Here is a 26,730-nt window from a genome sequence, read left to right as displayed (position 1 = left end):
CTCCGTCGCCCTCGGTGCGGCCGACGCGACAACCCGTCAGCTTGCCGCATGGAGCGACAGCTCTCTGATGAACAGCCCCTCCAGCACCTCCCATTCGCTCTGCCTGTCCACCACGTCCACGGTCCGTCCGTCCAGGGCCGGGGTGGCCTGCGGGTCGTCCATCGGCACGAGCAGCCACAGCCCGTGCGGTCCGGTGGTGCTGCTGCGGGCCGACTGCTGCAGACCCACGAGCAGTTCACGGCCGCCGACTTCCCAGTAGCGGGCCACCAGGGAAGCCTGGTGTGCGAGCAGCACCGTACGAGGGCCTGCCTGCTCTGCGAGATCCGTACAGCGGGAGGCGACACGCTCGGCCGCGAGCCTGGTGTAGGACGCAAGCGCCGCACCGATGCGGCCGGTCGCAGCAAACTTGCCGTCCGCCTTCAGCAGGGCCCGCCACCTGATCTGTTGTTCGTCCGCCAGTTCCCGCAGAGCGGTCAGGAACAGCTCGTCAAGATCAACGGGCTGTACGCCGAAGAGGACGGCCAGCCTCTGTGCCGTACCCGGCAGATAAGCCCCCTTGACGGTGAGGGCCAGGAATCCGCCTCTGCGCACCGACTCCTGGAGTCGTATCTCTGTCACGCGACGCGGGTCGCGGCCCTCCGCGATCTGTCCCTGTGCGGCGTCATACAGCGCTCCGGTACTCGTCAGGACGGAGCCGCTGAACATCATCAGGCTGTGCGAGGACTCCCTGACCGGTGGGAAGAATCGCTGTGTGCCCCGGCGGTACTCCAGCGGGAAGTCGGCCTTGGGCAGCGCCTCCTCCAGCTCCACGAAGGTGACGTCGGCGAGTGCGGCAAGACCGGGGAATCGGGCGCGTACCCGCGCCAGCAGTTCGTCGGTGGTGATCCCGACGGTCGAGCGGACGCCGGCGGCAGCCTGTGAGATCCGAAGCGCCTTCGCGAGGCTGAGGTAGGACGGAAACAGTTCGAGGCGCGGTGTGACACCGACTCCGCCTGCCATGGCCGCGGCCAGCGTCAGCAGGCGCGTGTCAGCCACCGGAGTCATCCCCTCCGGCGCGGGCACCGCGCGCAGCTCGCGCAGGACCGTGGCCCCACCCGGCAGCGGATCACGGGCCGCCACCTCTTCGGCCTTGAGGCCCAGCGACGTTGCGTAATCGGCGAGTTCCACCGGTGTGGGGTCGTCACTGCTCACGTCCACCAGGGCCAGCAGGATCACACCGCCGCGGCGCAGGAACGAGAACCTGGCCGCGCCTTCTCCCGCGTTCTCCTGGGCCGTCGCGGCGGAAGCATCATCGCGGCGGGACTCGATCTCGGCTGCCGCCCGGACAACGGCCAGGGCCTGCGTCTGGAGACCGGCCGGATCCTGCGCGATACTCCCGGCGTCATCGTTCGATGCGTGCCGTGCTCGTAGCTCGTTGGCCAGTTCCTGAGCAGTTATCACTCGGCCCTGCCCAGCGAGAACCGCCGCCACCTCGTCGCGGATCGCGTTCAGCCAGGGAAGCTGCGACCACTGTTCGAGTGCGGCACTCAGCTGCCGCGAGACGGTGGACTGGCTGACCTCTAGGGTCGTGGCGATGACGGACTGGGACGGCCACAGCGACAGATCACGGGCGCCGTCCGTCCCCGGCAGGCCCAGCCATGCGAGCACCGTGGCATGCGCGAGGCTCCCGCCCGGCGGAGCGGTCAACCGGGCCGCGAGACCCTCAACCGACTCCAGGACGTCCACCGGAGCATCGGCCGCCACCGAGGCGGGCTTCTTGTGGGCGCTGCGCTTGCGCAGATCCAGAGTCCACTGACGGTGGCGCCGGTTCAGCTCCTTGCGGATCACATTGCCCGCGCCCCGGGCACGAGAGATCGCGTGGGGAGGAATGTCCAGTAGTTGCCCCACCGTTTCGGCACCGAGCCCAGCCGCAACAGACACGGCTCGCGGCGACAGACCTGCGGCATCCAGGGGTGTCGTCAGGTCTGCGGCGTCAGCGGCTTGCTCACGGGCGTCCTCCACGTCCTCGGCCTGCGTGTCCACCGTCGCGGGCGTCGTAGGCGGGCGCTTGGAGTCGGCCCGGCGGAAGACCTCGCGCCATGCGTCCTGCATCCGGTCGAGGCTGTCATAACGCTGCTCGACATCACGGTGCAGCGCCCGCTCGAAGAATGCAGCGAGCCCATCGGCCAGTGCCGGGTCGAACAGCTCGCGGGCCACGTAGAGCTGAGCGTCCGGCACAGTCAGCGGATCGCTCTGTCCATCCCCCCACACCGGCCGCTCGCCCGAGGCCATCTCGTGCAGGGTGACCGCGGCCGCGTACCACTCGGCATGATCGTCGTAACGGGAACGGCGGCTGCCACCAAGGAAGGGGTCCAGATAGCCGCGGGTGCCTGCGTGCAGGTCCTGGTCGTTGGCATCAGCCAGGGAGAAGTCGAACAACATCAGCTGCCAGGAGCCTTCGCGACGCTTGAACAGGCCCAGATTGTCCGGCTTGATGTCACGGTGACGGACGTCTCGTGCGGCCAGCGTGTCCATGGCCTCGAAGAGATCCTTGCCGAATCGCTCCAGTTGGGCGTATCCAAGTTTCCCCTCACTGCGCAGCCGGGACCCCAGACTGACCGGCTCGTGGTCGTCCGCAGGCCGGAATCCGCCCGCGTACTCGATCTCCAGGACCGTACGCCCACCCAGCTCGCGCGGGTCTGCGAGGACTTTCACGATGCGGCTGCCGCCCACCTCGCGCAGCGCCTTCGCCTCCGCGTAAAGGCGGGCACCCTTCTCCTGGTCGAGCGCCACCTTGAACACCCGCAGCGACGTTGGGTCCGGCAGCCCCTCCTCGACCCGCCGCACCAGCAGTGCGCGAGCCGTGGCGCCGGTTCCCAGCACCCGCACGACCTCCCACTCGGCGTCGACGTGCCGGCCTGCCTTGGCGGTGAGCGGATCCTCCACCTCGACAGCACCGGCGGCGACGTCATCCGCTTCCGCCGCGTCGAGCAGCCGCAGGAACTCCTCGGTGGACGCCAGCCTGTTCTGCACGTCGGAGGCGGTGGCCCGAAAGACCAGGTCGTCCAGCGCGGCGGACACACTGTCGGATACGGCATAGGGGTGCAGGCCCCCCTCCGTAGCCAGCCGGTCGACCAGGGCCCCGCGGGCTTCCGCTGGCGCCTTGCCGGTGAGCAGCAAATAGGACAGCGCGCCGAGACCGAACACGTCGAGATCCGCATGATCGGCGAACTCACGTGAGGCTTCCGGAGCGAGATAGACCTGCGCGATGTCAGCGACCAGACCCGAATCGAGCGGTGTGGGGCCGAGCGTGAGATGCGAGGTGGTGTCAAAGTCCCGGGCAGCGGTCTGCCAGTCCACGATCCTCAGTACCGGCTGAGTGCCGTCCTCGGCCGCGGAGACATAGACCGACCGGGCGGAGAGCGCCCGGTGGTACAGCGCCCGGCTGTGGGCGTAGCGGAGAGCCTCGGCGAGCTGGCGGACCAGGTCCATGCGCACGGCGGGCGTGAGCTGATCCCCGTACGCGTTCAGGTAGGAGTCGAGCCGCAGGTCCGACTCGCGGTGCCGGAAAAGGATGGCCGGACCGCCCTGGTGCTCACGGATCTGGACCGCCTGCACGATACCGCGATGATTGATGCCCTGGAGCACCTGATACTCGCGTCTGGCCGCCCGGTCCACCCGGCTGCGCTGTTCCGCCGACGCGGCCTGTCCCGCCAGGTAGATGCGAACCCGGCCGTTCTCCTTGACCAGCTCGTCGTCGCGTACCGCGAGCCGGTCCTCCCAGCCGGGACCGGCGTCCAGTGCTCGTGGGGCGAGCCGCCAGTCGTCCCCGAAGCGCAGGTGGGCGGTGGAGTGGCTGATGCCAATGCGCTTCATCAGCATTTCCAGGCGCTGGCTGTCCTGCGCGGTAACACGCCAGCTCTCTCGCTCCGGCGGCAGACCCAGTAGACCGTCCCAGATACCCGGAAGACCGCTTGTGCCGTCGTTACGTCCGTAAACGGAGACGCGCTGGAACTCGTCCAGCTCACTCACGAGGCCCGGATCGTGCAGGAAGACCGCGGGTTTGACGAAGGGGATCTTCGCCTCGGGGATTCCCGCCGCCCGCGCAGCACGCTGCAGCTGGGCCTTCAGCTCTTTCGCCTTGAGGTCGGTCAGATGCAGTGGGTTGCGAAGCGTGCGCACACGGTCGTCGTGGAACTGCCAGGTGTCGCCTCGATTGACCACCCGGCCCGGGTGGCCCTTGAGCTCCAGCAAGTAGATGCCGCCGGGCACGGCGATCAGCAGGTCGCACTCGTTGACCCGCCCCGTAACGCCGGTGAACCGGAACGTCGCCCACGCCCGGTAGGGCTCTGCGGCAGGCATGATCTGCCGCACGTGCTCCAAGCCTTCCTGCTCCCACCGGAATCCGGACCGACGCGGCTGGAACCAGCGCTCACGGGGCGCCGGAGAGCCGGGCTGGGGATGGGTCGGCGTCACCTGAGGACCTCCGCTGTGGGGCAATGCCAAAGACGTGGCAAGACTAGCGATGTTGCCCACGGTGCCGCGCTGCAGTGCGTACCGCCGAGAACACGGTTCGGACGCTGCAACCTGCGGGAAGCAATACGTGATGCCGCTCGTCTCCACCCACAGCCCTCGGCCGGCCTGGCCGATGTCGACGGGATAGCCAAGTACACTCCCGGCTGCCTGCAGCACTTCTTCGCATCGACCGCTCTGGCCAACGGCGTCCCGATCCACGAGGTCTCCCTCTGGCTGGGCCACCGCTCGGTCAACACCACGACCGACGTCTACGGACACCTGTTGCCGAACGCCTGGGAATCGCTGCCGGGAGGCCCTACAGCGGGCCATGAGGCCCGCGCCACTCAACGCAGGACCCCAACCCTCGGAGGAGGAGAGCACCAGTACCGACACACACCGTCCGGGTGGCCATGGGGGCTCCTGAGCCGCATGGTGCTGGGAGAAAGAGGCCGTGCTGGGATCGTGCTGGGAGGAACCCCTCCAGAACCGTGTTTCCGCAGGTGGGAGCTCTGAGACAGAGATTCCGGTTCAACGTATAGCGGGTGACATGTCACCACGTAGCTGATCTGGCAAATGTGCAGGTCATGAAGGGTCCGGCTCTTCGGGGTCGGACCTTTGGCCTCTGAGTACAGAACGCGACTGGGAACGACGGCTGACGAAGACTGCGCACGCCAACCTTCATGTTACTAACATCATTGTTAGTGCCATGCCTGGAGGTTGATAGGCGTGGTGGATTTCGTAGGCCGTCGGCAGGAGCTGGCGACGCTGGAGCGAGAGCTGCAGAAGGTGGCGGCCGGGGTTGGCGGGGAGCGGCCCGGTCGGTGCGTGATGTTGCGTGGGCGGCGCCGGGTGGGCAAGTCGCGATTGGTCGAGCGGTTTGCGGAGCACTCCGGAGCCCCGTTCTTGTTCTACGCGGCGACCGGTGCGTCCCCCAGGGATGATCTGGCACGGTTGGCCCGGGACGCCCAAGCGTCGACGCTGCCGTTGGCGGGGCTGGTGGCCGCCGCACGGCCGGAGAGCTGGGATGCCGCGTTCGATGTGCTGGCTGCTGCACTGCCCGCCGACCGGGCGAGCGTGCTGGTCATCGATGGGGTGCCGTACCTGATGGTCGCCGGCGGAGCCTTTGAGGGGATGCTGCAGCGGGCCTGGGATCGGGTGCTGGAGACGAAGCCGGTGCTGCTGGTCCTCATCGGCTCCGATCTGTCGATGATGGAGGCGCTGAACAGCTATGGACGACCCTTCCACCAGCGCGGCCGGGAGATGGTGCTGGGACCGCTGAACCCCGCGGAGGTGGGGCGGATGCTCGGGCTGGATCCGGCGGAAGCCTTCGATGCCGCGCTGGTCACTGGCGGTCTGCCGCTGATCTGCGCGGAGTGGCCGCGGGGCGCAGGGCTGTGGGACTTTCTCGGTGAGGCGCTGAGCGACCCGGTCTCGGCCCTGCTGGTGTCGGCCGAACGTTCGCTGGCTGCCGAATTTCCCCCGCAGGCTCAGGCGCGTACGGTGCTGGCGGCTATCGGCAGTGGTGAGCGGACCTTCACCAATATCGGTCGTGCAGCCGACGGGATCGGGGCCACGCCGCTGCAACGAGCGCTGGAGCTGCTCACGGATAAGCGGATCGTCGCTGCGCAGCTGCCCGTATCGCTGCGTCCGTCGAAGGACCGCCGTTACCGGGTGGCAGATCCCTACCCGCGGTTTTGGCTGCACCTGCTCGGCCCCTCCATGGAGGAGATCGAGCGGGGGCGGGGCGATCTGACCTTGGCGCGGATCCGGGAAAGCTGGACCAGCTGGCGCGGCCGGGCCGTCGAGCCCCTTGTCCGCGAGGCCCTGGCGCGGATACTGCCCGATGATCGGCTGCCCACAGCCCCCGCAGTGGGCGGCTACTGGACCCGTACCAACGACGTCGAGATCGATATCGTCGGGGCGGATCGCGCCCCCATCGCCAAGGAGCTCCTCTTTGTTGGCTCCGTCAAGTGGCTGGAGCAGTCGCCGTTCGACCGGCACGACCTGGCAGCTCTCCATCGGCACCGGGCCGCCCTCACCGGCGAGTCCGTTCCAGTCATGGCGGTCTCACGCAGCGGCGTCGAATCTCCGGGCCTCGATGCAGCCTACGGCCCCGGTGATCTGCTGACCGCTTGGCCGCTGTGAGTGGCGGATCGCCGGCGAGGCGCGGGAGTTCGTGAGCGCGGTGGGGCCGCAGATGCTGCGGAGAAGCCCCTCGGCTCCCCTCAGCCCGTGGCGAAAGCGGCAAGGACACCCGCCGTCAGGGCCGAGCGTTCGGTCATGCCGGTGAGTGTGACGTGTTCGCTGCGGGCGTGGGCGCCGTTGCCCACGGCGCCGAGGCCGTCGAGGACCGGGGTGCCCGCGGCGAGGACGAAGTTTCCGTCGCTGGCGCCGCCCACCGCTGTTTCGCGGAGGTCCAGGCCGAGTGGTGCGGCGCAGGACCTGGCGAGTGTGAAGATGCGGGCGACGCCATCGGTGCGTTCGAAGACGGGGCGGTTCCAGCCTCCGTCGAGCCGCAGGCTGGTCCGGGGGTCGTACGGGGTGAGTCCGGCCAGGGCGGTGTCCATGCGGGCGCGTTCGTCGTCGGTCGCGACCCGGATGTCCAGCTGTGCGGTCGCCGCCGCCGCCGTGACGTTGCTGCGGGTGCCGCCGTGCAGGACGCCCACGTTGAGGGTGGTTCCGGCCGACGGGTCGGCGAGGGCCTCCAGTGCGAGCACCTGGCGGGCGATCTCGTTGATGGCGCTGGCGCCGGATGTCGGGTCGAGTCCGGCGTGGGACGCCTCACCGGTGACGGTGAGGGAGAAGAGTCCGACCCCCTTACGGGTCGTCTTCACCGCCCCGTCCGCGCTCGCCTCGAAGACCAGCGCCGCCCGGGACTTCCGCGCCTCGGCGACGATGACGCCGCTTGACGCCTTGCTGCCGGTCTCCTCGTCCCCGTTGAGCAGCAGCGTGCACTCGGGACGTGGCAGGCCGAGCGCGGTGAGCGCGCGCAGCGCCCAGACGGCCTGGACGAGTCCGGCCTTCATGTCGAACACGCCGGGGCCGGAGATACTGTCCCCCTCCCGGCGGTAGGGCCAGTCCGGCAGGGTTCCGGTGGACCAGACGGTGTCGTAGTGGCCGAGGAGCAGGAGCGGGGCCTCTGCTGACGGGCCGCCGGTGCCGGCGTAGCGGCGGACCAGGATGTCGCCCGCGTCCTCGCGCGGGCTCACCTCCTCGCTGACGGGTGCGCCGAGGGAGGCGTCGAGCCAGCCGCGCAGCCAGTCGAGGCAGGCGGCGAGGGACGCGGTGTCGTCGCTGGAGCTCTCGTGGGAGGTGTAGGCGGCGAGGTCGGCGGCCATCGCGTCGCGGTGCTCGTCCAGCCAGGCGTGGACGAGCACCGCCTGCGCGTCGGTGAGTACGGGGCCGTCGGGGAGGGTGTGGTGCCCCGGTTCTTCGGGTTCGGTGGGGTGGGTGTGGCGCTTGGGGTCTTCCGGGCCGGTGGGGTGGGCGTGGTGCCCTGGCTCTTTCGGTTCGGTGGGGTGGGTGTGGTGCCCTGGGTCTTCCGGTCCGGCGGTACGACCTGGCACGGCGAGGCGGTCGAGGGTGTCCAGCCGGGACTCGGACATGGTGGACGGGTCCTGCTCCAGCTCCCGCAGACCGTCCAGGACGGCCCGTAGCACCGGAGCGTCCAGGCCCGCGCGCCGCGCCTGACCGATGACCGGTGCGTAATGCGTCGTCACCTCCACCGGACGGCGGCGGACGGCCAGGTCGCGCCAGATGCCGCTGCGGTCCTTGGGCTGGGTGCGCAGCCACGCGGTCAGCCGGTCGCACGCGGCGTCGCGCAGGGCGGGGTCGTTGTCGGGCCGGAAGGCGGGCGCGTCGAAGGCGTCGAAGGACTCCAGGCGTGCGCCGGCCTCGTCCGCCACCGCGTACACCTCGGCGGCCAGCGCGTACATGGTGGAGCGGTGGCGGTCCATGAGGTCCGCCATGGGCGCGTCGGCCAGTGCGGTGGCCGAGAGCATCGCGCCGAACGCGGCCTTCGCCCACAGATGGCCGTCGACGTTGTCGGTGGCGCGGGCGGGCCCCCACGCCTGGAGATCGGCGACCAGGTCGCGTACCCGGGCGGAGACCGGCGCACCGCCCACTTCGCCGATGACGAAGGCGCCGGGCCCGCCGTCACGCACCACGCCCGGTTCGACGAGGTCGGCGAAGATGTTGACGAAGGCGGCGACGGTACGTCCGGCGCCGACGTGTTCGGCTATGAGCGCTTCGTTGAAGCCGTTCTGTACGGAGACGACATAGCCGTCGGGGGAGAGGCGCGGCGCGATCCAGCGCATGGCCTTCTGGGTCGCGTGGGCCTTGACGCTGAGCAGGACCCGGCCCAGGGGCGGCCCTTGGTACGTGTCGGGAGTGGCCGCGTCGAGGCGGACGCTCTCGCGTTCCCCGTCGCGCAGGATGGTCAGCCCGTTCGCCCGGATCGCTGCCACATGGTCGGCGTCGGTGTCGATGACGGTGACCGGGTGTCCGGCCGCTGCGAGACTGTGGGCGAGGGTGCCGCCAATGGCGCCCGCCCCGACAACGGTGTAGGCATCGCCGGTCATGAAATGTGTCCCTTCGTGGTGTCCGGGTGGGGGGAGTCGGTGGGGGTGGCACCCGTGGAGGAAGCGCCGCTGTACGAGCCGTCGGCGGGCGAGGTGGCCCGCGGGGGCCACAGTCGGGGCAGGTGGGTCGCGCCGGTGCCGCTGCCGCCGTCCACGCGCAGGATCTCGCCGGTCACCCAGGAGGCGTCGGGTCCGGCGATCCACACGACCGCGCGGGCGATGTCCGCCGGAGTGCCGGGCCGCCCCAGCGGGTTGACGGAGACGGCCGCCGCGTACTCGTCGGTGACGGGGTTGCAGGTGCTGTCGACGCCGACGAAGCCGGGGCTGACGGCGTTGACGCGGATGCCGTGCGGGCCCAGTTCGAGGGCGGCCGCGCGGGTCGCCATCTCCAGCGCCGCCTTGGAGCTGGCGTACGGGCCCCCGCCGGGCCGGGCGCGCAGGGCCGCGCCGGAAGAGATGTTGACCACCGACGCGGTACGGCCTGCGGCGATGGCGCGCCGCGCCAGTTCGGCCGTCGCGAGCACCGGGGCGCGGGTGTTGAGGGCGAAGACGCGGTCCCAGTCGGCGGCGGTGACCTCGGTCATGTCGAGCGACGGGTAGACACCGGCCGCGTTGACCAGGATGTCCACCGGCCCCTGGGCCTGCCATCCGTCGTCGACCGCGGTGGCCGGCCCTTCGGCCGAGCACAGGTCACGGACCTGGTGGGCCGCGTCCAGTGCTTTCGCCGCGTCCGCGAGCGGAACGGCGTCGATGTCGACGAGCGTCAACCGGTGGCCGGCGGCGGCGAAGTGCCCGGCGACGGCCCGTCCGATACCGCTCGCGGCGCCGGTGACCAGTACATGCGCCATCAGGTGAACTCCTTGTCCTTCGTCTCGGGCATGGTCAGGTAGATGAGCAGGGAGATCAGGGCCGAACCGGAGACGTACAGCCACAGCTTGTCGGCGTGGCCGGAGTCGCTCATCCAGGTCGTGACGTACGGGGCCGTACCGCCGAAGACGGCGACGGCCAGCGCGTACGGGAGGGCTATGCCGGTGGCGCGTACCTCCGGCGGGAACTGCTCGGCCATGATCACCGCGCAGTTCGCCGAGTAGCCGAGGATCAGCAGCATGCCGGTGAGCTGCACGAGGAACAGCACAAGGAAGCTGTCGGTCAGGACGTGCAGCATCGGCCAGGCCAGGACGGTGAAGCCCGCCGCGAAGCCCGCCATGGTGGGTTTGCGTCCGAGCCGGTCGGAGAGCAGGCCCGCGAAGGGCAGCAGCACCACGAAGACGACCAGGCACAGCGTCTGGGAGAGCAGCGCCCGCTTCAGCGGTATGCCGGTGGTGAGGTTGGCGTACGTCGGCAGGTAGGTGACCCAGATGTAATAGGTCAGGGTGCCGGCGATCGTGATGCCCGCGACCCGGAGTGCGGCGGCCGGGTGCTCGACGAGCATCGCCCGCAACGGGTTCTTCCTGGCCTGTCCGCCGGCCTTGGCCTCGGTGAATGATTCGGTGTCATCGACGGAGACACGCAGCCAGAGCCCGGCCAGACCGAGCAGCGCGCCGATCACGAAGGCGGCCCGCCAGCCCCAGGTGTGCAGGGCGTGTTCGCTGAGCAGTGAGGTGAAGGCGGTGCCGAGCAGGGAGGCGATCAGAACGCCGCCCGCCACGGACACCTGCTGCCAGGACCCGGCGAAGGCGCGCCTGCCGGGCGAAGCGGACTCGACCAGGAACGCGGATGAGGAGCCGAACTCACCCCCGGCGGAGAACCCCTGGGCCAGCCGCGACAGCACCAGGACCACCGGGGCCGCGATGCCGATCGTCTCGTAGCCCGGGGTCAGCGCGATGACGAAACCGGCCCCGGCCATCAGGCCGATGGTGAGGGCGAGCCCCTTCTTGCGGCCGTGCCGGTCGGCGTACGCACCGAGGACGGCGGCCCCCACCGGGCGCATCACGAAGCCGACGGCGAAGACGGCGAGGGTGGAGAGCAGCGCCACCGTTCCGTCGGCCTTCGGGAAGAAGACATCCGCGATGATCTTCACGAAGATCCCGTAGAGGGCCCAGTCGACCCATTCGACGGTGTTGCCCACGGCTCCGGCGACAAGGGCCTTGCGTTGCCGGGTTGTCAGCTTGGGCGAGGGGGCGATACCGGATGCGGCGGTGTCGAGTGGCACGAGGAATTCCTCGCCTTCCTTGGAACGTCACGGGGGACGGAGCGGGGGAGGGAGCGGGGGAGGGAACTCGGCTCCCGGGTCCGGGTCTTGAGGGCCTCGGGCCTGGAATCTGGGGCCTGTGGGGCTGGGACCCGTGTGGGGCTGGGGCCTGTGTGCCGGGGCGGGGATGCGGGGGTGGGCGCCGGGATGCCGGTGTGCGCCCAGAAGCGACGTATACGGGGATGTGCGCTGGGCGCAGACGGGGTGGGCGGAGTGCCGCCGTCGCCTCTGGCGGCCGATGGTGGCGGCCGATGGTGGTGGCCGATGGTGGCGCGGTCGCCGGGGTGGTGATCGACGGCGGCTGTCGTCGATGCGGGGGACGGTACGGAAGCTGACGCGGAGGCCAGTGCGGAGGTCGGTACGGAAGCTGACACGGAGGCCGGCGCGAAGGCCCGTACGCAGGCCGGTACGGAGGCCAGTTCGTACGGAAGCCGACACGGAGGCCGTACGGAAGCTGATACGAACCCGTGCGGTCAGCCGGCCGGAAGTTGTGCGAGGCAGTACTCGGCGATCTCCCGGTGGGTGGCGAACCACACCCCGTCGTGCTCGCCGATGTGTGTGAGCAACTCGTCCAGTACGACGAGACGCGAGCGGTGTCCGATGATGTGCGGGTGCATCGTGAGCTGGAACAGGCCGCCGGCCGCGTACGCGGCGGCGAACTCGTCCTGCCAGATCCGGAGCACGTCGCGCGGCGCGATGTAGGGCCGCAGCGAGGCGAAGCGGTCCATCATGAAATAGGGCGCGTCGTCGCGGATCCACTCGACGGGGATCTCGGCCACGCCGGTCGGCTCGCCGTGCTCGACCAGCTCGTAGGGCTCGTCGTCGGCCATCAGCGAGGAGTCGTAGAGCAGGCCCATCTCACGGGTGATCGCCAGGGTGTGCGGTGAGAAGTCCCAGCTCGGTGTGCGGATGCCGACAGGACGTACGCCGCCGGCCCGCTCCAGGGTGTCGGCGGCCCGCAACTGGAGTTCGCGCTCGGTCTCCGCGGTGAGCAGAGTGTTGCGTTCGTGGATCCAGCCGTGGATGCCCAGTTCGTGGCCGGCGGCCGTGTAGGCCCTCGCCTCCTGCGGGCGCAGCAGCGCGCAGACGGCAGGCATGAAGAAACTCGCGGGAACGCGGTGGCGCTCCAGCAGGTCAAGGATCCTGGGCACGGCCACGCGGGCGCCGTACTCGCCCTGCGCGAGCTTCGCCGGTCGCGTCTCACCGTCGCGCAGGGCCGGGGTCTCGTGGTCCGAGTCGAAGGAGACGGCCACCGCGCAGCGGGCGCCGCCGGGCCAGGTGTCCGGGGCGAGGGAGCGCCCGGCGCGTACGTGTTCGACATGGCCGCGCCAGGTCGGCTCGTCCCATTCCCACGGCTGCTGTTCACTCTCCGCCATCGGAATCCGGCCTTTCCTGAGAGGTGTGTGTGCTGGGTTGTCCGGGGTCTGTGGGCGGCCCGGGGTCCGCCCGATGGGCAGTGCTCCGTTCGACACTCTTGCGTGGCCCCTTGCTGGTAGCCCATCGTGGGCATCTCCCGTTCACCGACCCACGAAATCGAAGAGAATCGCCATGGATCGTCTCCGTGTGAAGGATTCCGCCGTCGCGCTCCAGGCCGAGCTGGACGAGACGGACATGGCCATCGCCCATGCCCTGCAGATCGCGCCACGTGCCTCCTGGACGGCGATCGGCGAGGTGCTCGGGCTCAGCGCGGTGACGGTCGCGCGCCGCTGGGGGCGGATCTCGGACCGCGGCCTGGCCTGGGTGACGGCGACCGGCAGCCCCGGACTCTGGCGGTCCCTGTGCAACGCGTTCATCGACGTGGACTGTGAGCCGTCGGCCCGGCACGCGGTGGCGCTCGCCCTGGCCAGGGACCCGCGTACGAAGTCCGTGATGGAGCTGGCCAGCGGACGGGACATCCACGTCAACGCCGTGACCCGGGATCTGCCGGGGCTTTCCCGGTTCATCCTGGAGCGGGTGAGCCGGCTGCCCGGTGTGGTGCGGGTCAGTACCAAGATCACCACGCGCATCCTGGTCTCCGGGAGCGACTGGCGGCTGGACGCGCTCCCCCGCTCGGAGCAGCTGCTGCTCCAGGCCGCCGCGGACGAGACGGCACCGCGCCAGGCCCTGCCCGGCACGCTGGACGGTCCGGACAGAGACCTGCTGCTGGCCCTCGCCCCGGACGGCCGGCTGCCCGTCTCCGATCTCGCGGAACGTACGGGCACCAGCCAGACCTCGGCCCGTCGCCGTCTCGCCCGGCTTGAGCGTACGGGCGCCGTCGCGTTCCGCTGCGAGATCGCCCAGCACATCACGGGGTGGCCGGTCACCTCGCTCATGTGGGCGCGGGTTGCGGTCCAGCAGCGGCGCCAGATCTGTGAGCGGCTCAGCCGGCTGCCGGGTGTCCGGCTGCTGACGGCGACCAGCGGCGAGACGAACATCCTGCTCTCCACGTGGCTGCACTCCGTGGACAGCGCCCATGACCTGGAGGAGCGGATCGGGGCGGAGTGCCCGGGGCTTGAGATCGTCGACCACGGCATCGTGCTGCGGACGGTGAAGCGCCAGGGCTGGATCCTCGACGAACTGGGGCGCCGTCTGGAGAGCGCGCCCATCGACCCGTGGTGCGACGGAGAGACCGGGGTCGCGGAGGCGGGGTGATCCGCCTTCGCCGATCGACGCGGAGGCGGGTCGGTCCGGCCCGGCCGGCAGCGCGACCGGCGGCCCGTCGGTCAGGCGCTCCAGCCGCCGCCGACCGCCCGGCTCGACAGGTACGAGTCGCGCAGGGCCTTGCGCAGACCGGGGACGATCTCGTCGTACCGCGCCGCGAGTGCCGTGACCGCCTGCTTGTGGGTGCGCAGCTCCGCACGGCTCCATACGCTGGTCACCTCCAGCTCGACGGTGAACACGGCCATGGTCAGCTCCTCCGTCGGGACCGCCGCCGGGTCGGCGCCGTCGAGCACGGTGGCACGTACCCGCTCCTGAAGGGCGCGGACCTTCTCCGGGTGTGTGACGGTGACCCGCTCGACAGGGATGACCCCCATCGCCCGGTCGCGCGAGACGGAGACCTCCCCGGCGGCGCGCAGCTGGTCGCGTACGGGCGTCTCCGCGGTGTGGGCCTTGTCGTGGACGAACTTGAGCCAGCCCTTCGGGGTGCTGTCGGGCAGGTCGTCCCAGACCGCGGCGGCGAAGGGATCCTCCGGTGCCTTCCCGGGCTTTCGGACGACCTTCTTCCCGGCCGCGTCGAGCAGTCCGTCGCGGGCCAGTTCGGTCAGGGCGCCGGCACGCAGCAACTGGCCCCGTCCTTGCAGGTTCTCAAGCTGGAACTTGCCCTTGTCCACGGTGTAACAGAGCAGATAGAGCCGCTGCGGCAGTGTCTGGATCATGTGGTCCCCCAGGGGAAGGAAGTGGTCGGCCGGGACGGATGGCTGAGGGGTGCGGGCCGCACCGGGGCGGAGCCCGATCCGGAGCCGGGTGGCCTCATGCCGGGTGGGTCCCGAACTTCAGGTGCCCGGCGAGGAAGCGTTCCACCGCGGTGTAGAGGGCGATCACGTTCTCCGGGTTCTCGATGGCGTGGCCCTCGTCCTCCATGACGGTGTAGTCGACGGGAATGTCCCGTGCGCGCAGGGCTTCGACGAAGCGGTCGGACTCGGCGCGGACCACACGGGCGTCATGGGCGCCGTGCACCACCATCAGCGGGGTGCGGATCCGGTCGACGCGGCTGATGGGGGAGCGGGCCAGCATGTCGGCCTCCTGCTCCGGGTCGGCCGGGTCACCGACGTACGTGAACCAGTTGTGGGCGACCATCGGTTTGACGAAGTCGGGCTGGCTGCGCAGGAAGTGGGCGAGATCCGTGACGCCGACGCCGACGACGTCGACGGCGGCGGCGGCGAAGACGTCCGGGGTGAAGGTGACGCCGACCAGGGACGCGTACCCGCCGTAGGAGCCGCCCATGATCGCCACGCGGTCCGGGTCGGCGTATCCCCGGTCGTCCGCCCACCGCACGCCGTCGATGAGGTCGTCGTGCATCCGGCCCGCGAACTCTCCGATGCCGGCCCGGGTGAACGCCTTGCCGTAGCCGGTGGAGCCGCGGAAGTTGACCTGGAGCACCGCACAGCCGCGGTTGGCGAAGAGCTGAACGACGGGGTGGTATCCCCAGCTGTCCCGGGTCCACGGACCGCCGTGGACGAGCAGCACCAGCGGCAGCCGCTCCTGCTCGCCGCCGACCGGCAGCGTCAGATAGGAGGGCAGGGCCAGACCGTCCCGGGAGGTGATCGTCACCGGATGCATCGGGGCCAGCGACCCGGGATCGAGATGTGGCCTCGCCCGGTGGAACAGGCGGCTCTCATCCGTGGTGTGGTCGTAGAGGAAGATGGCCCCGGGGTCGCGGTCGTGGGTGAAACCGGCCACCCAGCGCCGCCCTTCGACGTCGGATGAGAGCGCGGCGAGATCGCCGTCGGACAGCTTCTCCAGATTCTTGAGTACCGCGGCGAAGTGCGGGTCCAGGGCGTGGATCGTCTGCCGCTCGCCGAGATAGCGCACCCCGAGCAGCTCACCGGTGCGCCTGCTGCGGATCAGGGGGGAGGGCAGGGCGGGGAAGACCCGGGCCCGGATGTCCAGGTCGTAGCGCGGGTGCGAGTCGACCTCGTGTTCCTCGCCGGTGGCCAGGTCGAGCCGGGCCAGCCGGAGGCGGTCGCCGCCACGGCTCGAACCCAGCCACACCCCGGTGCCGTCCGGCGTGATCTCCATGGGGTAGACGCCCAGCGGGGCGTCACCGCCGTCGAACCGCGCCACGGGATCCAGCGCTTCCGTCGACGGGTCCCACCGCGACAGCTCGACGGCGCCGTCGGCCGTCGTCGCCACCGCGAACAGGTCACGCTCGCCGTACAGCCATCCGTCGACATGTCCGCCGGTGCTCTGGGCGAGGGTCCGGATGTCACCCGTGGCGATGTCCACTTCGACCAGGTCGAACTGGGCACGGTCGCGGAGGTTCAGCTGGGTGACCGCCTTGCCGGGCCGCCCTGCGGGCAGGTCCAGACCCACGGCCCGCACCCCCGGAAAGGGCGTGAGGTCCACCGCGCGGGCCTCCGGGTCCGTCAGATCGACACGGTGGATGTGTGTGTTCTCGTCACCGTCCTGGTCCCGGGTGAAGAGCAGCCACCGCGGGTCGTCGGTCCAGTGGTGGCTCAGCACCCCGCGGTCCTCGGCGGTCACGCGCCTCGCGTCCCCCGGGGCGTCGACGCTCTCGATCCAGACGTTCAGGCGGTTCTTCCACGGCGCCAGGTACGCCATCCGCTCACCGTCGGGGGAGAGGGTCGTCCGCGCGCGGGGCGGTGGCCCGAAGAGCTCCTCGACGGAGATGGTCTCCCGCAGTGCCATACCGGTCCTTCCTCTGGGGTGGGGCTCCGCTGCCGGACAGCGGGCAGGGGGGACGACTTTCTGTCATTTAATGACAGTGTCACTAAATGACAGGCGCGGCAAGGGTGTCTCGCGGCGGCGCCTCGTCCGGCGGTCCTGGGGGTGTTGACCTGTCGCTAACTGTCGTGCTGTCATTAAGTGACACAAACGAACCTGCCCTTTGCCCCAGAGGAACTCGGAAGGACTGATCACGGTGAAGACCAAGGGCTTCTCGAAGACAGAGTCCGGCGTGCGGACGGAGCAGCGGACGGAGCAGGCGGAGCCGCAGCGGCCTTCGGCGCTCGACCAGATGGGAGGTGTCAGGGGTGTCGTCTACTCGACGCTGCCCGTGCTGGCGTTCGTCGTCGCCAACAACCTCGGCGGGCTCAAGGTGTCGATCGTCGCCGCCCTCTCCGTCGCGGTGGCCATCGGCGTCGAGCGGCTGGTGCGCAAGGAATCGGTGCTGCCGGCGATCGGTGGCATGTTCGGCGTCGTGATCGCCGTGGGCATCGTCTGGCTGACCGGCTCCGCCAAGGACTACTTTCTCATCGGGATCTGGGCGAGCCTGGCCGGCGCGGTCCTCTGCGTCCTGTCCGTCCTGGTGCGTTGGCCGCTGGCCGGTGTGGTCTGGAACGTCACCGCGCGCAAGGGGAGCGCCTGGCGCACCGACAGGCACTCGCGGATCTCCTACGACATCGCCACCCTGGTGCTGGCGGTCGTCTTCGGTGTCCGGTTCGCCGTCCAGCAGTACTTCTACGAGACCGACCAGGTCGGCTCGCTGGGCTTCGCCAAGATAGCCATGGGCTTCCCCCTGCTCGCCCTGGCCTTCCTCGTCGTCGCCTGGGCCGTCCGGCGCTCGAACAAGCGGCTGGCGGCCATCGGCTCGCCGTCCGTCGGCCCGCAGCGGTGACGCCGGACCCCTGGCCGATGGCCTCAGCGTGCTCGGGTGCCGGTGAGCGGTGCGTACGCCGGAGTGGCACTCGGGTGTCACTCAGTGTCATTCTGGCACTGGATGTGCGGACGGGATACGAGATGTGCGAACGGGATACGAGCGGGAGGCAATCGGCATGGCGGCGAAGGCCGGGAGTGGTGGCGGAATGAGCGAGCAGCGACGTCACCGGCTGCGCCTGGAGATCTCCCGGGAGGCGTCCCGGCTGTTCTGGGAGCGTGGCGTGGATGCCACCAGCGGTGACCAGATCGCTGAAGCGGTGGGGCTGTCCACCCGTACCATCTGGCGCCATTTCCGCAGCAAGGAGAGCTGCGCCGAACCCATCGTGACGCAGGGCCTGGAGTGGGAGATGCGTACGCTGCGTGACTGGCCCGCCCATCTCTCGCTGGAGGAGCGTTTCAGCGAGGAGGTCAGCCGCTACGGCCGTGAGGCCGGCGCCGTCGAACTGGCCGACAACGCACTCGCGATGCGGATGATCCGGCTGGCGGACACCGAACCGGCTCTGCGGACCGCCTGGCTGATGGCCTGCGACCAGGTCGAGCGCGAGATGGCCGGGATCATCGCGAAACGGCTGGGGCAGCCGGCCACCGATCTCCAGGTGCGCCTGCACGCCGCCGCGGCCTCCGCCGCCTTCCGGGTCCTCAACGAGGACATCGGCGCGGCGCTCCTCGACGGAGCCGATCCGGCGGAGTTCTCCGACGCCCCCGCACGCGTGGCGGCGGCCATCCGCAGAGCCACCGGAGGGGCCGTGGGAGACCCGGTCGCCCACTGAGACGAGCGGGTGGCGGGTGACGCAGCCGCCCTCGGCTTGCATGTGAGGCATACGGTACTGCCCATGACGCAAGACGATGCCGAGCTGGACAGTCTCGTACGTAAGCGCATCCGTGCCCTGCGGCTGGCGCAGGGCTGGTCGCTTGAGGAGCTGGCCGGGCGGGCCCGGCTCAGTCAGTCCACGCTCAGCCGTATCGAGAACGGTCGGCGCCGGCTGGCGCTGGACAGTCTGGTGACGCTCGCCCGCGCCCTGGACACCACCCTGGACCAGCTCGTCGAGACGGCCCCCGACGACGTCGTCACCAGCCCTGTGATCGATGGTGCCCGTGGGCGGATGCGCTGGCTCGTGAAGTCCGACCCGGGCATGACCGTGGTACGCCAGCGGATGACCGAACCGCCCCCGGACAACCCGTCCCGGATGCGCGCGCACCCGGGCCACGAATGGCTTGTCGTCCTGTCCGGCACCGCGATCCTCATGCTGGGGCACCGGCGGTTCCGCGTCGAAGCCCATCAGGCCGCCGAGTTCCCCACGATGCTGCCGCACGCCATCGGTGCCGACGGCGGCCCCTGCGAGGTCCTGGGGATCTTCGACCGCGACGCGCGCCGCGGCCACCAGCGCGCCGAGGGCGGCCGACGCCCGGACGGTGACCGGGATACGGACGGCGACCCGGGCACCGACGTCTGACCTGCGCGGACCACACCCCGACGCCGTACGGACCACACGCCGACCTCGGCTCAACGCGGACCGCACCCCGACGCCGTACGGATCGCACCTCGGCTCAACGCGGACCACACCCCGACGCCGTACGGACCACACGCCGACCTCGGCTCAACGCGGACCGCACCCCGACGCCGTACGGATCGCACCTCGGCTCAACGCGGACCGCACCCCGACGCCGTACGGATCGCACCTCGGCTCAACGCAGACCACACCCCGACGCCGTACGGATCGCACCTCGGCTCAACGCCGACCACACCCCGACGCCGTACGCAGCGCCCACCGGGCCCCGGTCTTGCGCGTCCCGCCCGCCGTACGGCCATCTTCTTGCCGATACCGAAAGCTCTCGTGCCGTGTGCGCATGGCCGATTTAACGTGGCCACATGCCTCACGTACACACGCACTCATCCCACCACGCCGCCGCCCAGCCCGACCACCCCCACCACCAGCAGCCCGGCGTCGACAGCCAGGCGGAGATCCTCGACCTGGACGCGGAAGTCCTCGCCGAGCACATCGCCGGCATCACGCGGTGGCTGCCCCTGGACGCGCCCCCGCGCCGGATCGTGGATCTGGGCTGCGGGACCGGGGCCGGTACCTTCGCACTCCTCGACCGCTTCCCCGAAGCGAGCGTCACCGCTGTCGACTCCTCCGCCGAGCACCTCCAGCGGCTGCGGGAGAAGGCGGCCGCCCGGGGAGTCGCGGACCGCGTCCGTACGGTCCCGGCCGACCTCGACGAGGAGGTCTGGCCCGGCCTCGGCACGCCGGACCTGGTGTGGGCATCAGCCTCGATGCACCACATGGCCCGCCCCGACCACGCGCTGCGTGCGGTCCACGACGCCCTCGCGCCCGGCGGGCTGTTCGCGGTCGTCGAACTGGCCGGCTTCCCCCGCTTCCTGCCTGAGAACGCCCCGGAGGACCGGCCGGGGCTGGAAGAACGCTGCCACACGGCGAGCGAGCGCCATCATGCCGAGCATGTGCCCCACCGCGGCGCCGACTGGGGCCCCAAGCTCACCGCCGCCGGATTCACCGTCGAAGCCGAACGCACGGTCACCGTCGACATCCCGGGGTCCCGCAACGAGGCCATCGGCGCGTACGCCCTCAGCAGCCTGCGGCGTATCCGCGGAACCGTCGCCGACGCACTCCCGGCCGAGGACCTCGCCGCACTCGACCGGCTGCTCGACACCGAAAGCCCGCAGAGCATTTTGCGCCGCGACGACCTCGCGGTACGCACCGAACGCACGGTCTGGGCCGCGCGCCGCAGCGGCTGATGCCTCCGTGAACGGTCCCCAACACCCCTGATTCGGGGCCGGGCTCAGCGGATCGCCACCGGGCTGACCGGGGAGCCGACGCCGCCGGTGATGCGCAGGGCGGTGGCCGTGAGGAAGAAGTCCCAGGTGTGGTCGGCGCGGCAGGCCGCGGCCAGTGCGTCGAGGTTCCACATCTCGCCGAGCATCATGCCCATGTCCCTGATCAGGACGGCGTGCAGGGGGATGAGGCCGCCGGTGGTGGGCTGGACCTCGACGCCCCAGTTGTCGGCCGCCACCATCGCCAGCTCGCGGTCGTGGATCCAGGCCGCGCACTCCGGTGCGAGGCCGGGCTCGGCGTCCAGCCACTTCTCCCAGCCCTCGGTGAGCCCCTTGTGCACCCAGCCGGTGCGGACGAGCAGCGCGTCGCCCCTGCCGAGCCGGGTGCCGGCGGCCTTCTCGGCGTTCTCCAGATCGGCCACGGTGATGGCGCGGCCCGGTTCCAGCCACGCTCCGCCGTCCAGGGCGGCGACATCGAGGAGGACGCCGCGGCCCGCGAAGCCGGGAAGGGTCGCGTCGATCGCGTTGCGGGTGGCCCCGCGCGCCGGAGTGACCGCGTCGGCGGGTACGCCGTTGTAGAAGGCGCCGTCGTACCCGACGTGGGTGAGGCCGTCGAGCTGGGTGCCGGACTGAAGCGGCATTGCGATGAAGTCGTCGCTGATGACCAGGCCCTCGGCGGCGGTGAAGTCGTGCGGGGTGACCGTCATGGTGTGTACGGGGTTGATCCGCCGCATCCAGCCGGTCTGCGGCCCGCTGTCGCCCACCGGGATGCTCAGTTCGTACCGCTCACCGGTCCGTACGGCCTCGAACGCCTGCTTCACGGTGTCCGGTGTCACGAAGTTGAGGGTGCCCCGCTCGTCGTCGTCGCCCCAGCGCCCCCAGTTGGAGAGCTTCCGGCCGGTCTCCTTGAACGTGTACGCGGTCCTGTCCCGTGTGTCTTCCGTGTCTTCTGTGTCGAACATGTCGTGCCTTTCTCCTCGGGGGCGGCAGTGCCCCGCGAGGTCTCCAGTGCACTGAATGCACCATTGGTGACAGAAAAGATGCACTCATTGCACTCTGGTGGTGAGGGTACCCTGGGGGTGCAATGAGTGCAAAAGGCTACGTTTGGTGAACTCGGCCAGTCGATTGGTGAACTCGGCCAGTCGACAGGACGCAGGGTCGACAGGGCACAGGACAGAAGAGTGACGGATGGAATCCCGGCGGGATGCAGCGAGCCAGCCAGGTCAGACGCCGAGCCAGGCAGGTCAGGCAGGCCAGCCGCAGGACCATGCGGCGGGCCGGGCGGCGAGTCGTGCGAAGGGCCCGGGAGAGGGGCAGGCAGTGAGCCAGCGTGAGTACCGGAAGCGGGCGACCACCGCGCGGCTGCGTGACTCGGCGACCAAACTGGCCGGCCGGCACGGCGCCGACCAGGTCACCATCGACGACATCTGTGCCGATGCGGGAGTCTCCCGCCGTACCTTCTTCAATCACTTCGCCACCAAGGACGAGGTCTTCCTCGCCTGGGACGCCTCCGACGATGCCTATATCGCCGGCCTCATCGTGGACCGGCCCCCGTCCGAGAGTGCGGTGCGGGCGGCCCTGTGGGCCATGACGGCCACCGCCTTCCCCTCCGAGCCGGGCAGCCGGGCCACCGTCGTCCGGGAGGTGATGGCCAACCATCCGGACGTGGCCGCACAGGCGACCCAGCTCACCCGTAAGGTCGTCCGGGCCGTCGAGGCGGGGATGGCCGAGCGCCTGGGCCTGCCGGTCGACGCCCATGTGGTGCGGCTCGGCGCGGTGACCGCTGTCGCCGCGCTCACCGTCACGATGAATCCGTCGGACACCGATCCGGCCGGACGGGAACGGCTCCTGGAGGAGACCTGCCGCATCCTGGACGAGGGGTTCGGTACCGGGCCGAGCGGTTCGGCACCGCCCGGCCCTGAGGGTGCGACCCGGTCCTGAGGGCGCCGCCGGGCCCTGATGCCCCTCGGACCCGGTCCTGAGTGGAGCCGCCCGGTCCTGGTCTCAGGCCCGCAGCTCCACCTCGTGCGGACCTTCGAACGCGGCCAGGCACCGTACGGTGCGGGGTGTGCGCAGGCCGTCCTGTTCGGTGAAGAGCCTGCGGGCCGCTTCGAACAGGACCTCGTTGCCCGCCACCCGCGCCACCGCGTCGTACAGGCCGCAGATCGCCTCCGTCATCCCCTCGTCGTCCCCCGCACCCGTTCCCCAGACGTCCCACAGCAGCGTCTCGGTGCGGTTGAGCGCCGCGAGGTCCAGTCGTACGTTGCCCGCCACGAACCAGATGCCGGTCAGGGTGGCCGCCGGGATCAGCAGTCCGAACGTCTTCGGGTCGGCCTCGCCCGCGCGGATGGCCCGCCATGCCTCGCCCGCCACCAGGAAGCGGTCGCGCGGAACGTCCATCGGGTCGAACGGCACCGCGTAACGCGCCGCGACCGCCGGGTCGGTCAGCTCCGCGTCGGCGAGCAGCCAGCCCCGCCGGGCATCCCAGTACTCGGTGACCACATGGTCGTGGTGGAAGCCGTCCGTGCCGAAGTAGTCGGCGAAGCCGGACCGCAGCCTGGCCGGGACGCCCGTGTGGCGCAGGAACGAGCAGTGCAGCAGCGCGATGTCGCGGCAGACCCCCACGAAGCGGTCGCCGGGCGCCCGGGGCACGGTCAGCGGTGCGCCGTTCCGGGCGGTGATGAGGCGCAGGATGTCGTCGGTGTAGCGCGTCTCGGCGTCGTGGTGGATGCGGTCCTCGGGGATGGCGTGACCGAAGAGGTCGCCCTCCAGCCGGTGGATCGTCAAGTCCCTTGCGACCTTGGCGAGTTGAGCGGGGTCGGCGGGGAGTGCGGCGTAGAGCGGCGCGAGTGTGCCGGGGCTGGAGAACGTGCTCTGGGCGGTGTAGTACGCGGCCACATCCGGCGCGAGGCCGACCGCATCCGGCGCGAGTTCGGCGGGTTCCGGCGCCTGGTCGATGGGTGACAGGCCAGCCGATGACGGACGGGCGTGGGGCTTGGGCTCGCTGATGGACGGCTTGCCGGTAGATGGCATGTGGGACCCCCGAAGTATTCGGCCGCACGTTCGATTACGGGGCCGGCGGCCCCACCGTGTCAAATTTCCCGGCCGGGTGTCCAGGCTTCCGCGGAACTCCCCGGCGGGCCGCCCGTTCGAGCGAGTGCAGGGCGAACAGCAGGACGCCGATGTCGTCCAGGTACACCGGGTCGGGCAGCAGATCCACCGGGCTGATGGTGTAGATCAGCGCTCCCCAGAAGGCCAGCTTGTTCTGGAGGGGGATGCCCGCGTCACGCAGGAAGCGCCGGGCGCGGAACAGGCGTACGACGAGGACCACCGCGACCACCAGGGTCGCCAGGAGTGCGAGCGCGATGACGGCCAGCAGCACTTTCGAGTGGAGGTCCATGGCTGTACGGGTACCCGCCGCCCGGAACGCCACGCTGGGCCGCCCCCGGGCGCCGCATGCGGGCGAGGGTGGATGGGCAGGGAAACTTGCAAGGCTGCCTGTCGACCTCTTACGGTGACCTCCATGGCCACCACCTCCCCCCGCGAACCCAGCCCCGAGCAGATCGCCTCCGAACTCGCGGTGGCACTCGGACGGGTGGCGAGGAGGCTGAGGCAGGCGTCTCCCGGTCTGGAGCTGACGCAGTCCCAGCGGTCGGCGCTCTCCCTGCTGGACCGGGAGGGGCCGATGACCACGGCAGCGCTGGCCCGCGCCGAACTGGTCAGGCCGCAGTCGATGCGGCTGACGCTCGCCGCCCTGGAGGCCCGGGACATGGTGGAGCGCACCCCCGACCCGACGGACGGCCGGCAGTCCGTCATGTCGGTCACCGAACTCGGCCATCACACGCTCGAAGGCGTACGTGCCGACAAGCGGGGCTGGCTCGCGCTCGCCATCAGCGACGAACTGGACCCATCGGAGCGGCGCACGCTCACCGACGCCGTCGCGCTGCTCGAACGGCTGGTGCAGCGGTGACGTCCCGCGGCGAGGCGGAGACGGGCGCGGGTTCGGGCGCGGGTACGGGGACGGGTACGGGCGCATCCACGCGTACGAATGCGTCCATCGGCACGGACACGTCCACCGGTACACACGCATCCACCGGCACGGACACGTGCACCGGCACGGACACGTCCCCCGACGCCGACATATCCACGAGGCCGGACATGTCCACCGGCACTGGCACTGGCACAGGCGCCGGCACAGGCACAGCCGCCGGCACCGCCACGCCCCCCACCGCCCCCGACCCGGGGTTCGGGGCCCGGCTCACCGCCCCGTTGCTGCTCGGCTCGTTGCTCAATCCGCTCAACACCACCATGATCTCCACGGCCCTGGTGTCGATCGGCCACCACTTCGGGATCGGCGCCTCCAGCACCGTCTGGCTGGTCTCCGTGCTCTACCTGGCCAGCGCCGTCGCGCAGCCGGTGCTCGGCCGGCTCGCCGATTCCATCGGTCCGCGCCGTGTCTTCCTCGCCGGGCTCGCCGTCGTCGCCGCCTCCGGACTCGTCGGGACGGCCGCGCCCGGCTTCGGCTGGCTGATCGTCTCCCGGCTGCTCCTCGGCATCGGGACGTCCGCCGCCTACCCGGCGGCCATGGCCGTGCTGCGTGCCGAGTCGCGCAGGCTCGGCCGGCCCACCCCCCGCCCGGTCCTGGGCCGCCTCTCCTTCGCCGGGCTGGGCAGCGCCGCGGTCGGCCCCACCCTCGGCGGGCTGCTCGTCGCGACCTGGGGATGGCGGGCGATCTTCGCCGTCAATGTGCCGCTCGCGTGCATCGCGTGCGTCTGCGCCGTCCGGTGGATCCCCAAGGACGGCGGCCGGCGCACGGCCGCACCCGACGGCGGGGGCGCCCGGCGTGAACCGGCCGGGCTCGACCCGCTCGGCATCGTGCTCTTCACCGGCACCCTCACCGCCCTCGTCTTCTTCCTCCTCGACCTGGCCCACCCGGAGTGGTGGCTGCTCGGTCCCGTCGCCGTGCTCGCCGCCGTCCTCACCTGGTGGCAGCTGCGCTGCCCGAGCCCCTTCATCGATCTGCGGATGCTCGGCCGCAACAGCGCGCTCGCCCGCACCTATCTGCGGCACGGTCTGAGCTACCTCGTCATCTACTGCGTGATGTACGGGTTCACCCAGTGGCTGGAGGACGGCCGCGGCTACTCGTCCCTGCACACCGGTCTGCTGATGCTCCCCATGTCGGTGGCCGCGCTGGTGTGTTCGCTGCTCGGAGCCCGTACGAAGGGGATCAGGGCACCCCTCACCACCGCCGCCGTACTGGTCGCGGCGGGCAGCGCCCTGCTGATGTTCACCTCCGGCGCCACCCCTGTCGCCGTCCTGCTCATCGCCGGGGCCTGCTTCGGCATCCCGCAGGGGCTGATCGGTACCGGCAACCAGGCCGCCGTCTACCAGTACGCGCCCGCCGACACCGTCGGCTCGGCCGCCGGTCTCCAGCGGACCGCCCAGTACATCGGCGCCATCACGGCCTCCAGCCTCATCGCCCTCGCCTACGGGCAGCGGGCGAGCGACGGCGGGCTGCATCTGATGGCCGCCGTCTCCCTTGTCCTCGGTCTGGGGCTCGTCGCCCTGACCGTCTCCGACCGGGCGCTCCGTGCCCGTAACCGAAAGTGAGCCACGCCATGACAGCCACCACCCTCGACGCCCGGACCGCGCTGATCCTCGTCGACCTCCAGAAGGGCATCGTCGGGCTGCCGACCGCCCACCCCGCCGGCGAGATCATCGAGCGGGCCGCGCGCCTCGCCGAAGCCTTCCGCGCCCATGACCTGCCGGTCGTCCTCGTACGTGTCACGGGCGGTGCGCCCGGCCGCAACGAGACGCCCGCCCGGCAGGGCACGCCCCCGGCCGACTGGGCCGAGCTGGTGCCCGAGCTGAACCAGCAGGAGAGCGACATCGTCGTCACCAAGCAGACCTGGGGCGCCTTCTACGGGACCGACCTCGACATGCGGCTGCGCCGTCTCGGTGTCACCCAGGTCGTGCTCGGCGGGATCGCCACGGCCATCGGCGTCGAGTCGACGGCCCGGTCGGCGCAGGAGCACGGATACCACGTGACCGTCGCCACCGACGCGGTCACCGACATGGACCCCGAGGCCCACCGCAACGCCGTCGAGCGGATCTTCCCGCGCCTCGGCGAGACGGACACCACCGACGCGGTCATCAAGCTGCTCGGCTGAGCGCGGACGCGGACGCGGGGTGGGGGGCGGGGCGGGGGTGGGCCCCCCCCCCGCGCCGGCGGGGGGGCGGGGGGCGGGCCGACCGCAGACCCGGCCCTCGTGGGGGGGCCGGGCGGCCGCGCGCCCCGCCCCCCACCGCCGCAGGCGCAACCCGTTCGACGCGCCGGGGCTCGACGAGGACAAGCT

20 protein-coding genes are annotated in these 26,730 nt (G+C 70.8%); 10 read left to right on the top strand and 10 right to left on the bottom strand.

Annotated elements, in window-relative coordinates:
• Positions 1-36: 36 nt before the first annotated feature.
• Positions 37-4,713 (bottom strand): BREX system serine/threonine kinase PglW, encoded by a 4,677-nt coding sequence (gene pglW, locus ACFXBC_RS14485; RefSeq protein WP_385023343.1) that lies wholly within the window; start codon positions 4,711-4,713, stop codon positions 37-39.
• 507 nt (positions 4,714-5,220) lie between these two features.
• Here pglW and ACFXBC_RS14480 point away from each other — a divergent pair.
• Positions 5,221-6,639 carry an ATP-binding protein gene (locus tag ACFXBC_RS14480; RefSeq protein WP_385023341.1) on the top strand — a complete coding sequence of 473 codons (1,419 nt, stop codon included), beginning with the start codon at positions 5,221-5,223 and terminating at the stop codon, positions 6,637-6,639.
• Positions 6,640-6,719: 80 nt separating this feature from the next.
• On the opposite strand, the gene ACFXBC_RS14475 is transcribed toward ACFXBC_RS14480, so the two are convergent.
• From ACFXBC_RS14475 to ACFXBC_RS14460, 4 genes are all read right to left on the bottom strand, one after another.
• Positions 6,720-9,074 carry a 2-dehydropantoate 2-reductase gene (locus tag ACFXBC_RS14475; RefSeq protein ID WP_385023339.1) on the bottom strand — a complete coding sequence of 785 codons (2,355 nt, stop codon included), beginning with the start codon at positions 9,072-9,074 and terminating at the stop codon, positions 6,720-6,722.
• The gene (locus ACFXBC_RS14470; RefSeq protein ID WP_385023337.1) at positions 9,071-9,922 is read right to left on the bottom strand and encodes an SDR family NAD(P)-dependent oxidoreductase; all 852 of its coding nucleotides are present in this window, start codon (positions 9,920-9,922) and stop codon (positions 9,071-9,073) included. The genes ACFXBC_RS14475 and ACFXBC_RS14470 overlap by 4 nt, the downstream gene beginning before the upstream one ends.
• On the bottom strand, positions 9,922-11,226 hold the full coding sequence (locus tag ACFXBC_RS14465) for an MFS transporter (protein ID WP_385023335.1): 1,305 nt from the start codon (positions 11,224-11,226) through the stop codon (positions 9,922-9,924). The genes ACFXBC_RS14470 and ACFXBC_RS14465 overlap by 1 nt, the downstream gene beginning before the upstream one ends.
• Positions 11,227-11,738: 512 nt before the next feature.
• Positions 11,739-12,641 carry a polysaccharide deacetylase gene (locus ACFXBC_RS14460; protein WP_385023333.1) on the bottom strand — a complete coding sequence of 301 codons (903 nt, stop codon included), beginning with the start codon at positions 12,639-12,641 and terminating at the stop codon, positions 11,739-11,741.
• A gap of 172 nt (positions 12,642-12,813) precedes the next feature.
• On the opposite strand from ACFXBC_RS14460, the gene ACFXBC_RS14455 reads away from it, so the two are divergent.
• Positions 12,814-13,896 carry an Lrp/AsnC family transcriptional regulator gene (locus ACFXBC_RS14455; protein ID WP_385023331.1) on the top strand — a complete coding sequence of 361 codons (1,083 nt, stop codon included), beginning with the start codon at positions 12,814-12,816 and terminating at the stop codon, positions 13,894-13,896.
• Between the two features lie 71 nt (positions 13,897-13,967).
• On the opposite strand, the gene ACFXBC_RS14450 is transcribed toward ACFXBC_RS14455, so the two are convergent.
• Both ACFXBC_RS14450 and ACFXBC_RS14445 read right to left on the bottom strand, forming a co-directional pair.
• Positions 13,968-14,621: a GPP34 family phosphoprotein gene (locus ACFXBC_RS14450; protein ID WP_385023329.1), complete on the bottom strand. Its 654-nt coding sequence runs from the start codon at positions 14,619-14,621 to the stop codon at positions 13,968-13,970.
• 94 nt (positions 14,622-14,715) lie between these two features.
• On the bottom strand, positions 14,716-16,614 hold the full coding sequence (locus tag ACFXBC_RS14445; RefSeq protein ID WP_385023327.1) for a S9 family peptidase: 1,899 nt from the start codon (positions 16,612-16,614) through the stop codon (positions 14,716-14,718).
• Positions 16,615-16,846: 232 nt separating this feature from the next.
• On the opposite strand from ACFXBC_RS14445, the gene ACFXBC_RS14440 reads away from it, so the two are divergent.
• From ACFXBC_RS14440 to ACFXBC_RS14425, 4 genes are all read left to right on the top strand, one after another.
• Positions 16,847-17,542 (top strand): DUF3159 domain-containing protein, encoded by a 696-nt coding sequence (locus ACFXBC_RS14440; protein WP_385023325.1) that lies wholly within the window; start codon positions 16,847-16,849, stop codon positions 17,540-17,542.
• A 187-nt stretch (positions 17,543-17,729) separates the two neighbouring features.
• Positions 17,730-18,353 (top strand): TetR/AcrR family transcriptional regulator, encoded by a 624-nt coding sequence (locus ACFXBC_RS14435; protein WP_385023323.1) that lies wholly within the window; start codon positions 17,730-17,732, stop codon positions 18,351-18,353.
• Positions 18,354-18,416: 63 nt separating this feature from the next.
• The gene (locus ACFXBC_RS14430; RefSeq protein WP_385023321.1) at positions 18,417-19,037 is read left to right on the top strand and encodes a helix-turn-helix domain-containing protein; all 621 of its coding nucleotides are present in this window, start codon (positions 18,417-18,419) and stop codon (positions 19,035-19,037) included.
• A gap of 416 nt (positions 19,038-19,453) precedes the next feature.
• A complete protein-coding gene (locus ACFXBC_RS14425) occupies positions 19,454-20,338 on the top strand; it encodes a class I SAM-dependent methyltransferase (RefSeq protein WP_385023319.1) in 885 nt (294 codons plus the stop codon).
• A 44-nt stretch (positions 20,339-20,382) separates the two neighbouring features.
• On the opposite strand, the gene ACFXBC_RS14420 is transcribed toward ACFXBC_RS14425, so the two are convergent.
• Positions 20,383-21,336, bottom strand: coding sequence for a cyclase family protein (locus tag ACFXBC_RS14420; protein WP_385023317.1), 954 nt, complete (start codon positions 21,334-21,336; stop codon positions 20,383-20,385).
• Between the two features lie 358 nt (positions 21,337-21,694).
• On the opposite strand from ACFXBC_RS14420, the gene ACFXBC_RS14415 reads away from it, so the two are divergent.
• On the top strand, positions 21,695-22,315 hold the full coding sequence (locus ACFXBC_RS14415; protein WP_385023315.1) for a TetR/AcrR family transcriptional regulator: 621 nt from the start codon (positions 21,695-21,697) through the stop codon (positions 22,313-22,315).
• Between the two features lie 63 nt (positions 22,316-22,378).
• Here ACFXBC_RS14415 and ACFXBC_RS14410 read toward each other — a convergent pair whose 3' ends face one another.
• Positions 22,379-23,407 carry a transglutaminase domain-containing protein gene (locus ACFXBC_RS14410; protein WP_385023313.1) on the bottom strand — a complete coding sequence of 343 codons (1,029 nt, stop codon included), beginning with the start codon at positions 23,405-23,407 and terminating at the stop codon, positions 22,379-22,381.
• Between the two features lie 34 nt (positions 23,408-23,441).
• Entirely contained in the window at positions 23,442-23,774 is a 333-nt protein-coding gene (locus ACFXBC_RS14405) for a YkvA family protein (protein ID WP_385023311.1), read from the bottom strand.
• Between the two features lie 123 nt (positions 23,775-23,897).
• Here ACFXBC_RS14405 and ACFXBC_RS14400 point away from each other — a divergent pair, with 123 nt between their 5' ends.
• The 3 genes from ACFXBC_RS14400 to ACFXBC_RS14390 all read left to right on the top strand — a co-directional run bounded on the left by ACFXBC_RS14400 (position 23,898) and on the right by ACFXBC_RS14390 (position 26,544).
• Positions 23,898-24,344: a MarR family winged helix-turn-helix transcriptional regulator gene (locus ACFXBC_RS14400; RefSeq protein WP_385023309.1), complete on the top strand. Its 447-nt coding sequence runs from the start codon at positions 23,898-23,900 to the stop codon at positions 24,342-24,344.
• A gap of 188 nt (positions 24,345-24,532) precedes the next feature.
• On the top strand, positions 24,533-25,984 hold the full coding sequence (locus ACFXBC_RS14395) for an MFS transporter (protein ID WP_385023307.1): 1,452 nt from the start codon (positions 24,533-24,535) through the stop codon (positions 25,982-25,984).
• Between the two features lie 8 nt (positions 25,985-25,992).
• Positions 25,993-26,544: an isochorismatase family protein gene (locus ACFXBC_RS14390; RefSeq protein WP_385023305.1), complete on the top strand. Its 552-nt coding sequence runs from the start codon at positions 25,993-25,995 to the stop codon at positions 26,542-26,544.
• The last annotated feature ends 186 nt before the right edge of the window (positions 26,545-26,730 follow it).

Origin of the sequence: Streptomyces sp. NPDC059398, assembly GCF_042751845.1 — a bacterium.
Classification (GTDB): domain Bacteria; phylum Actinomycetota; class Actinomycetes; order Streptomycetales; family Streptomycetaceae; genus Streptomyces.
Note: the sequence above shows the minus strand (reverse complement) of the source record. Positions and strands in the feature narration are given on the sequence as shown.